This window comes from Campylobacter sp. RM15925, from assembly GCF_012978775.1.
GTDB classification, from domain to species: Bacteria; Campylobacterota; Campylobacteria; order Campylobacterales; family Campylobacteraceae; genus Campylobacter_A; species Campylobacter_A canis.
Genome location: NZ_LIWP01000008.1, coordinates 83,079 through 93,334, shown reverse-complemented (window position 1 = coordinate 93,334; position 10,256 = coordinate 83,079). Strand labels below are relative to the sequence as shown.

The window sequence follows — 10,256 nt, the reverse complement described above, 5'->3', positions numbered from 1 at the left end:
TATTAAATTTCGGCTCTTTTTTAGCGCCGTCTAAGCTAAGTTGATTGGCGTTAAATTTAACCATAGCGTCTAAAATTTTGACCGCATACTCGGGCGTTCCCATAAAAATTACATTCATATCTCTATCCGTTAGTTTTAATTACATCTTGCGGGCGGTAAATTTTAGCTCCAGCAGGCGGGTTTTTGGCCACTTTCAAAACCGCTTGCGCGATCTGCTTTCCGCTCATAGGTCGCATGGATGAAAAGAAGTTTTTAGGTATCAATTTAAACATGGTTATCATGAAATTTTCAAAAACCCTAAACTCCTCTCTCTGCCCCTTGATAAGCGAGGGGTGAAATATCATCAAAGAGTCATATCCAAGCTCTTTAACCGCATTTTCAGCCTCGCCTTTTGCTCTAAAATAAAATACGCCTGAATTTACATCGGCCTTAAGCGAAGATATCATCGAAAAGCTCTTAGCTCCCGATAGCTTGCCCCATTTGGCAACTTCTGTCACATACTCTACGTCCACTTTTAAAAACCGCTCTTTACTTCTGGCTTTTCTTAAAGTCGTGCCGAGTGCGCAGTAAATTTCATCCACATAAAACAGCTTTATCTCGCTTATCTTGTCAAAATCAATCTTTTTTACATCTAGTTTTTCATGCGCAAAATCAAGATCACGTCTTGTCCAGACAAAAACCCTCAAATAATCCTCATCCTCGCAAAGCTGCCTTACTATCTCGCGTCCGACGACTCCTGTCGCCCCTACGACTAAGGCTGTTTTATAACCGCTCATATCTTCTCCGTTTCTCTTTTGTATTTTGGAGCCGTAAAATTTCAAAACAATAGCTCATTATTTGTGAGAATTTGGCTTATAAAAAGCAAATTTAAGCACAAAATTTGACCAAACGAACTATTTGAGTTTGTCTTTTTGCAAAAGCTCAAGCAGGTTAAATTTAAGCTCATTTATATTTTCCCCGCTTGCAGACGATATCGGCATGATAAAAAACGGCTTGGCAGCATCAAATTCATATACGTCTTGCTTGTAGCTTAAAAGATCATTTCCAAGCCCAAGACTCTTAATGAAGCCCGAAATTTTATCCACCTCTTCGCAAGCATCAAGCCTAGTAAGTGCGATAGCATAATCCCTGCCGCCAAGCTCGCTTGAAAATTTGCTAACCTCGGCTTTAAGAGTGCCAAACTGCTCTTCAAGGGTTCGGTAATTTGCAAGATCTAGCATATAAAGTAAAACTTTAGTCCGCTCAATATGCTTTAAAAACTGCACTCCAAGCCCTCTTCCGTCGCTTGCCCCCTCAATAATACCGGGGATATCGGCCATAACAAAGCCGCTATATTCATCGACTTCTACAAGACCGAGCTTTGGCGTGAGCGTCGTAAATTCATAGTTGGCAATCTGCGGCTTGGCGTTTGAAACGGTTGAAATGAGCGTGCTTTTGCCGACATTTGGAAAGCCGACAAGCCCTACATCGGCTATGAGCTTAAGCTCAAGACGAACGTTGCAAATTTCTTCCGGAGTGCCTTTTTGAGCGTATTCGGGAGCTTGATTGGTCGAGCTTTTAAAATGAACGTTACCAAGTCCGCCCTTGCCGCCCTTTAAAAACATCTTGCGCTCGCCCTGCCGCGTTAAATCAAGCAAAAGCTCTCCGCTATCGGCATCATAGACAGCAGTTCCAGGAGGTACGACCAGCTCAAGGTTTTCACCTTTTTTGCCTGTCATCCTACGACCCATACCGGGCTCTCCGTTTTGCGCTTTTAAGGCACGTTTACCCTTATAAGCCGCTAGCGTGTGAGAGTTGTTATCAACGATAAAATACACATCTCCGCCGTCTCCGCCGTCTCCGCCGTCAGGTCCGCCTAGTATAACGTGCTTTTCGCGTCTAAAGCTAACCGCACCCGCTCCGCCGTGACCCGAGCTTAATGTCAAACTTACACTATCTATAAACATAAATTTACCTTAAATTTTTCTTTTCATTATAGCTTTTTGTTGATTAAAATTTGATTTTATGGATATTAAAAGAGAAACAAAAATAGTTTTTTGAATTTTTATTAAATTTTAGAATTTAGTTGAGAATATAGGAGAGACAAACTCTCCTAAAAATTTAAGCCGCAGGATAAACGGAAACTTTTTTTCTTTTTTTGTCAAATCTTTCGAATTTAACAAATCCGTCTATCAATGCAAATATAGTGTGATCTTTGCCAAGACCTACGTTGCTTCCGGCGTGAGTTGCCGTGCCTCTTTGGCGGATTATGATATTGCCGGCGCGAACAAATTCGCCTCCGAATTTTTTAACGCCTAAGCGGCGACCGATGGAATCTCGGTTATTCTGGGTTGAACCTTGACCTTTTTTGTGTGCCATACTTTATCTCCTTAGGCTTGTATGCTTAAAACTTTAACGCGAGTAAATTGTCTTCTAAAACCGCGTTTTAATTTAGAGTCTTTTCTTCTGCGTTTTTTATAGATCACGACTTTTTTGTCTTTACCTAAATTTACGACCTCTAAGACAACTTTTGCACCCTTAACAAACGGCGCACCTACCTTTACTTCATCTCCGCCAAGAGCTAAAACTTCGTTTATTTCGATGTTTGCTTTTGGCTCGGCTTCAAAGCGATCAAGCTTAAGGTATTCACCTTCGCTTACTCTATACTGCTTTCCGCCGTGTTTTATAATAGCATATTTTGACATTGCTATCCCTTCTTTGGTAAGTTACCAAAAAGCACTTTTAAAAAAGATTTATGGAGCTTTGTTGGTTGTAAGGAGTGGATTATATACTTTTTTTTATAAATTTAAGTTGAATTTAATCAGGAGGATAACCTCCCGATCATAAATTTTAGTAGTCCAATTCAGGCTTTGAAGTTTTTTCTGTTGAAGCAGGAAACATCGGATATTCAACCTTTGGCATAGTTCCCGTTAAGGAATTTAAAAACGTCACCATATCGTTAGCTTCTTGCTCGCTTATCTCGATTCCAAGCTGAATGCTACCCATCGCTTTTACCGCATCTTTTAGAGACCAAATGGCACCGTTATGAAAATAAGGAGCGGTTAGCTCGATGTTTCTCAGCGTAGGAGCCTTAACCATTCCGTTTGCATCACCTTTAAAGTCGCCAACATTTGCGAATTCATACTTTGCCGCAACTTCAAACGGCTGCAATGTACCGCCCAAATTTACGCCATTATGGCAAGTAGCACATCCTTTATCAATGAATACTTTAAGACCTTTTTTCTCGGCTGAATTTAAAGCATTAGCGTCGCCCTCTAAAAATTTATCAAATCTTGACGGAGTTACAAGAGTTCTTTCAAAAATCCCGATAGCCGTAGTTACAAGATCGAAATTTATCTCGCTGTTAAACGCTTTTTTAAACTCATCTACATAAGCAGGTATTGATTTTAGTCTATCAACAACAAGCTCAGGAGTTGATGCCATTTCAGGCAAAGCCGTCATAGGGCCCGCCGCTTGCGCAGCCAAGTGCTCCGCACGACCGTCCCAAAACTGAACCGAGTTAAAAACGGAGTTATATACGGTAGGTGCGTTTATATGATGAGGGTTTGGAGCCCATTTGTGACCTGTTGATGCAGGCACTCCATCAACGCCTCCAAGACCTAGGTTATGACAGGTGTTACAGCTTATGATACCTGATTTTGAAAGGCGAGGATCAAAATAAAGCCTCTTTCCAAGCTCATAAGCGGCCTCCGTCGTAGGATACTGCTTGGAATCCGGCGAAGCATCGTTTATCATCTTTGTAAGAGCCTTAGAATCGCTAGGAATCGCGATAAGACCAGAGTCAAGCGCCTCTTTTATAAGACCATCGGCAAAAAGAGAATTCGCCAAAACAACCGAACCTAAAAATAAAATCTTAGATTTCACAACTACTCCTTTAATTTAAAAATTAAAGTGACAATGATAAAACATTTTAAATTAATTTCTAATAAATTTTATTAGTTATAATAAATTATTTTTAAATAATTTTCCTTAAATAAGATAAAATATCTCTTATTACTATTTAAAATTTTGATTTAAAATTTAATTTACGAATTTAAAAATACAAAGCAGTTTTGATATAATCATTAAACCAAAAAAGGAAATTTCATGACAAAATTTATCATGCGACCAAATACCGATCCAAATTTATCAAATTTCACTCCGCTAGCAAGTAAAAATATACCCCAAAAGCCTGCGTACAAATACTCAATCAGGCGTGATAAAATTGTAGTAACTATCACCATAAACCAAGCCGCTTGGCTTAACTTTTAAACGCGATTAGATAATGGCAGAAAACGATCAGGAAAAAACCGAAGAAGCCACCTCCAAAAAAATAGAGGACGCAAAAAAGGACGGCAATGTCCCCAAAAGTCAAGATTTAGCAGGCTTTATAACTCTTTTTGTGGCGATTTTTGCCGTAATTTTACTCCTTGGCTTTCTTGGTGATCAGTTTTTTGCCCTTTATAGATATTACCAAAGCTTGATAGGTCAAGAGATAGACGCGAAGTTAATTTATACCGTCGCTATCGATACTATACTTAGGGTTCTTTTGATGATTTTGCCGATTACCATTTGCGTGGCTATCGCAGGAATTATTGCAAATTTAATCCAATTTGGTTTTATATTTACCACAAAACCTCTTGAACCGAATTTAAACAAAATAAATCCGATCAAAGGTCTTAAAAATCTATTTTCTCTAAAAAAACTTATCGAATCCATCAAAATGACCTTAAAAGTTACGATCGTGTTTAGCGTAGGGTTTTTTATGTTTTTAAGCTTCATAAAAGAGCTTCCGCATACTATATTTTTACCTATGATAGCTCAACTTGAGTGGCTAAAAGAAAAGATGATAATACTCGCCTTTGTCATGCTTATAGTGCTTTTTGCGATAGGACTAATTGATGTCTTAATAGTGAGATTTCAGTATTTTAAAGATTTAAGAATGACAAAACAAGAGGTAAAAGACGAATATAAGCAGATGGAGGGCGATCCGCAGGTTAAGGCTAGAATTCGGCGCCTTCAAATGGAAGCAAGCCGTAAAAGAATGATGCAAAATATCCCAGAAGCTGATGTTATCATCACAAACCCCACTCACTATGCCGTAGCGTTAAGATATGACAAAACCAAAGAAAAAGCTCCGATAGTTCTAGCTAAAGGGGTTGATTTTTTAGCTCTCAGGATAAAAGATATAGGCATCAAAAACGGAGTGAAAATCGTAGAAAATCCACCACTTGCAAGAGAGCTTTATAAAGTGTGTGATATAAATGATATGATACCTACGGAGCTTTTTAGGGCGGTTGCGGAGGTGCTAAGCTTTGTTTATATGAGCGATAAAAGCAAATTTGGCGATAGGCTTAGGTAAATATACAAATTTCAACATCCAATCAAGCGGCAACAGGTTTTAGGAAATAATTTCCACCATTTTTAAAACGCGCAAATTTGCATAAATTAAAGGAATCACAAAATATCGACAAGCAAATTTAAGGGAGGTTTCTCCCTTAAATTTTATAAGTAGCCAAATACTCCAGCTAAGATATAACCAACCACACAAGATACAAACACACCAAGAAGACCGGGTATGATAAAGCTGTGATTGATAACGAATTTACCTATTTTGGTAGTTCCCGAGCGGTCAAACTGGATAGCCGCAAGATCGCTTGGGTAGGTAGGAAGTATATAATACCCATAGCAAGCAGGCGCAAAAGCCAAAATAACCGCAGGGCTAACACCTATACCAAGTGCAAGAGGCACAAAAGCTACAAGTGCGGCGGCTTGGGAATTTACGAATTTAGAAACCAAAAGCAGCATAACCGCATACGTCCAAGGATGCTGTTTAACGATATCCCCAAGAGCTTCTTTCATCATCGGAGTATGCACGGCAAACATCGTCTCAGCCATCCACGAAATTCCAAACACCGCAACAAGCGCGATCATACCCGAGCGGAAAATTTCGTTTTTGCTGATCTTGCTCGCATCCGTTTTTGTAAAGATGATGATAAGTGCACCCGCTAGCAGCATGAAAATCTGAATAACATCGACCATGCCCATAGGAGCCGGCTTTTTAATGCTATCTTTTACTAAAATTTTAGCCGAAGCTATGGTTTCGCTCTTGCCCTCTTCTATCAACTCCACGCCTCCGTTTTGAGCGCTTAACTTTTGAGTCAGCTTGCCGTCTTTGGCGTAAATTTCGATATTTTCATAACTCATAGAGCTTTTTGCCTTACTTGCAACAACGCTCTCTTCGATCTTGCCGTCTTTTACTATCGCGACTATTTTGCCGTCTTTTATGTTAAAGCTCTTTACGGTCTTGCCGTCAGCTACAACCTCAACAACTTTCGCAGGGCTTGATTTCGGCCATGCAGGGCGAAATTCCTTAAAGTATCCAAGTAGCGCAACAACAGCGATAGCTCCTAAAAATATCCACATTGCATTCCAGCTTGACTGAGGAAGCTTTTGTCCAAGCAAAGACACGCCTTCGCCATAAACATATTTCTTAAATTCAGGATCTTTAATTTTTTCTTGAAATTCCTCGTCTTTATCAAGATCTTTTCCTCTAAACCAGCTAAAAATTCCGATAGCCAAAACACCGCAAAAGGTAGAAGGTATCGTTATCTTAAGAAGATCGATATACCCGTCAAAGCCGGCTAAAGGAGTCTTTGCATTTACTAAAAATGCGGTTAAAGTTACAACAGCCACCGAAACCGGACTTGCTATGATTCCCATTTGTGCAGATACCGAACTTGCAGCCATAGGACGCTCCGGACGAATGCCGTTTTTAATCGCTATATCATAAACTATCGGTAAAATCGTATATACAACGTGTCCGGTTCCGCAAAGTATCGTTAAAAAGCAGGTTACAAAAGGTGCTAGGATACTTACGTATTTTGGATTTTTCCTTAAAATTCTCTCCGCTATTTGAAGCATAACGTCAAGTCCGCCGCTTGCTTGCAAAGTTGCGCTCGCAACGACAACGGCAAGTATGGTAAGCATAACGGCAATTGCGGGCTTGCCGGGCTGTATATTAAATCCGAAAACCAAAACGATAAGCCCGATACCGCCCAATAAACCAAGCGCTATACCGCCCTTTTTAGCTCCGTAAAACAGACAAATAAGAACAACTAAAAGCTGAATGGCAAACTGAGTGCCTTCGCTTAAACCGGTTAGAAACTCCATTAATTCTCCTTTTGGAATATTATTGTTCCGCAATAATTTTAGCAAATATAGGGGGTTAATTAGCTTAAATTTATAGTTTTTATTAAATTTATTTTTTAATAAGATAATTTAAGATTATTTAAGCAATAACTGTATTTTTTGAATCGCATTAATTCTTATTCATATGCTTTAAACCAGACAGAAATAAGATTTATGAGCATAAAAAAGTAGTCAAAAAAGACTATATTATAAATGTCTTTAATAGCGAGAAAATAATGAAAAGGATTTATTTTATAATCCAACTAAATCTTATAAACACCAAACAAATTCGCACAATACAACAATCATGCTTGACTTCACAAGTTATGCAAGAAGCAAAATTTCTAAATATATTAAACAACATAAAATGCAGCTTGAATAAATTAAATCACGCCGCATTTTATATTTTACCCAATCTACTTAAGCTCGCCCCAATTTTTAGCTATATTCAGCGAGCTTTTAAGGGGCACGTTGAGTTTATATATATCTTGCATTATCGCTTTGGCTCGCTTGCCAAATTCCTGCGCATAGCTATCCTCAACCTCAAAGATGAGCTCATCGTGAATTTGAAGCAGCATCCTAGCTCTAGCGTCTAAAATTTCTCTGATCTTTACCATCGCAAGCTTTATGATATCTGCCGCAGAGCCCTGAAATATCGTATTTACAGCCTCGCGCTCATACATGGCTACTTGCATAGGAGTTGCCGTGCTAAAGTCAAAAAACCGCCTTCTACCAAGCAGAGTTTCGACAAAACCGTTATTTTTAACTTCGGTTTTAATGCCTTCCAAAAAGCCCTTAATGCTTGGAAAAGCCTTGAAATAGCGCTCTATATACTCCTTTGCTTCAGCGCGCGAGATACCGACCTGCCCTGAGAGTTTGCTTGAGCCCATACCGTAGATAAGACCGAAATTTATGCTCTTTGCAACCGCTCGGTTATCTCCGCTTGCATCGCCAAATATACTAATCGCAGTGCGCGCGTGGATATCTTCATCGTTTGCAAACGCCTCAAGAAGCGCGCTGTCTTTGCTAAAATGCGCAAGCAGTCTAAGTTCGATTTGACTATAGTCAAGCCCTACGAAGCTAAAGCCCTCTTTTGCCTCAAAGGTCTGTCTAACCTCGTAAGCAAGGCTTCCTCTGGCGGGGATGTTTTGCAAATTCGGATTTTTGCTTGAAAGCCTACCCGTGCTGGTGCCGGTTTGCATAAAATTGGTGTAAATTCTATGATTTTCATCTTTTTTAGCTAGGCTTAAAAGCGGCTCGCAATACGTGCTTTGAAGCTTATAAAGCTCGCGGTAGCTAAGTAGCTTTTCTATGACGGGATGCTCGTTAAGAAGCTCGGTTAAGACCGCTTCATCGGTACTGTATCCAGTTTTTGTTTTCTTTTTTGCAGGTAGCTTTAAGTGCTCAAACAGCACTTCGCCAAGCTGCTTAACAGAATTTATATTAAAGCTCTCCCCGCTTAGTTCGTAAATTTCAGCAGTTAAAGCCTTGATGTTTGCGTCATTTTGTAAGATGAGCTTTTGCATTTTTTGCGTATTTAGCTTGATACCTTCGTTCTCCATATCAAAAAGCGTCAAGATAAAAGGAAATTCATGTTCATTGGCAAGTTTTATGAGCTTTGGATCTAGCAAATTTAAAAAGCTTTTATAAAATTTTAAAGTTATCCAAGCGTCCTCGGCTGCGTATTTTGCCGCATTTTCCAAATTTACGCTCGCAAAAGTTTCTCCCTTTTTCACTACATCTTCAAATTTGATCGTATCATAGTCATAAAGTCGCTTTGCCAAAGCGTCCATTCCAACCGCTTGCGAGGGCTCACTAAGCCAAGCTAGGATCATCGTGTCTTTAAAATTTGCAGGCGGATTGAGGTCTAAATTTTGTTTCACCACCTTAAAATCGTATTTTAAATTTTGCCCGATAACGCAACCTTTATAAATTTGAGCTACCGCCCAAGCCGCAAATTTGAGGCTCACCTGCTTAGGTGCGCCAAGATAACTGTGCGCAATAGACACGTAGTAGCTATCAGTGTCATTAAAACAAAAACTAAAGCCAACTATCTTGGCGTTTGCCGCATCAATGCCCGTAGTTTCGGTATCAAAAGCCACTATAGTATCTTCAGATATATCTTCAAGCAGCCTTTCTATCTCGCTTTCTTCGGTTAAAAGATGAGCGTTAAACCCTAGCTTAAATTCGGCATTTTCATCGCTGTTTTGAAGCGATTTTAAGATACGGTTAAGATCATACTCTCTAAGTAGCTCGGCGACTTTTAAAAGCGGATTTGACGACGGGAATTTCGCCTTTTCAAAATCCATCACATCCACAACATCATCAAAAAGAGATGTTAGTCTCTTGCTTAAAAACGCACTCTCTTTGCCCTCTACTAGCATATCTTTAGTGCGATCGTTTCTTATAAATGCCAAATTTTCATATATGTTTTCCAGATTTCCAAACTCGTCAAGTAGTTTTTTAGCTCCCTTTGCGCCGATTCCTTTAACGCCCGGGATATTATCCGAGCTATCTCCGGTAAGCGCTAAAAAATCACGAATCTGGCTAGGCAAAACGCCGTATTTTTCGACACAACTTGCACTATCGTGATCGATCTTGCTTTGCGGGCTGTAAATGCTTGTCTTGCCGTCTTCTATGAGCTGATAAAGATCCTTATCGTGCGTTACGATCCGCACGAAGATATCTTGCTCTTTTGCGATTTTAACGGCGGTTGCTATGATGTCATCAGCCTCATAGCCCTCCTTGCTAAACGAGCAAAGCCCCATTTTTTCGATCATATCTATACAGATAGGAAGCTGCTCTTTTAACGGTGCCGGCGGCTCTTGGCGGTTGGCTTTATAATCGCCCGCGATCTCATGGCGAAGCGTTTTGCCCTTGCTGTCAAGCGCAAAGATAATATAATCGCTTTGAAATTCGTTTTTTAAATTCATAATAAAATTTGCAAATCCGCTTATCATACCGCTTGGCTTGCCGTCACGGTTTTTTAAATTCGGCATCGCATAATAAAGCCTGAAAAAAAAGCCGAAAGTATCGATTATCGTTAGAGTTTTTTTGCCGTTCATTGTATTTCCTTAAATTTGCAG

At 39.6% G+C, this 10,256-nt stretch carries 9 protein-coding genes; 2 read left to right on the top strand and 7 right to left on the bottom strand.

Going from position 1 to position 10,256, the window contains the following annotated elements:
- Positions 1-122 precede the first annotated feature (122 nt).
- The 5 genes from CDOM15925_RS06445 to CDOM15925_RS06425 form a co-directional block, all read right to left on the bottom strand.
- A complete protein-coding gene (locus CDOM15925_RS06445; RefSeq protein ID WP_169942274.1) occupies positions 123-776 on the bottom strand; it encodes an NAD(P)H-binding protein in 654 nt (217 codons plus the stop codon).
- Positions 777-893: 117 nt separating this feature from the next.
- Positions 894-1,946, bottom strand: a complete 1,053-nt coding sequence (gene obgE, locus CDOM15925_RS06440) for a GTPase ObgE (protein ID WP_169942272.1) — start codon at positions 1,944-1,946, stop codon at positions 894-896.
- Between the two features lie 154 nt (positions 1,947-2,100).
- Positions 2,101-2,358, bottom strand: coding sequence for a 50S ribosomal protein L27 (gene rpmA / locus CDOM15925_RS06435; protein ID WP_169942270.1), 258 nt, complete (start codon positions 2,356-2,358; stop codon positions 2,101-2,103).
- An 11-nt stretch (positions 2,359-2,369) separates the two neighbouring features.
- Entirely contained in the window at positions 2,370-2,684 is a 315-nt protein-coding gene (rplU, locus tag CDOM15925_RS06430) for a 50S ribosomal protein L21 (RefSeq protein WP_169942268.1), read from the bottom strand.
- 145 nt (positions 2,685-2,829) lie between these two features.
- Positions 2,830-3,864, bottom strand: coding sequence for a cytochrome-c peroxidase (locus CDOM15925_RS06425; RefSeq protein WP_169942267.1), 1,035 nt, complete (start codon positions 3,862-3,864; stop codon positions 2,830-2,832).
- A gap of 222 nt (positions 3,865-4,086) precedes the next feature.
- Here CDOM15925_RS06425 and CDOM15925_RS06420 point away from each other — a divergent pair, with 222 nt between their 5' ends.
- On the top strand, positions 4,087-4,251 hold the full coding sequence (locus CDOM15925_RS06420; RefSeq protein WP_169942265.1) for a hypothetical protein: 165 nt from the start codon (positions 4,087-4,089) through the stop codon (positions 4,249-4,251).
- 13 nt (positions 4,252-4,264) lie between these two features.
- The gene (gene flhB, locus CDOM15925_RS06415) at positions 4,265-5,341 is read left to right on the top strand and encodes a flagellar biosynthesis protein FlhB (protein ID WP_169942263.1); all 1,077 of its coding nucleotides are present in this window, start codon (positions 4,265-4,267) and stop codon (positions 5,339-5,341) included.
- 143 nt (positions 5,342-5,484) lie between these two features.
- On the opposite strand, the gene CDOM15925_RS06410 is transcribed toward flhB, so the two are convergent.
- Together CDOM15925_RS06410 and polA are read right to left on the bottom strand one after the other, a co-directional pair.
- On the bottom strand, positions 5,485-7,152 hold the full coding sequence (locus CDOM15925_RS06410) for an anaerobic C4-dicarboxylate transporter (protein ID WP_169942261.1): 1,668 nt from the start codon (positions 7,150-7,152) through the stop codon (positions 5,485-5,487).
- Between the two features lie 434 nt (positions 7,153-7,586).
- Positions 7,587-10,235 (bottom strand): DNA polymerase I, encoded by a 2,649-nt coding sequence (polA, locus tag CDOM15925_RS06405; protein WP_169942259.1) that lies wholly within the window; start codon positions 10,233-10,235, stop codon positions 7,587-7,589.
- Between the last annotated feature and the right edge of the window lie 21 nt (positions 10,236-10,256).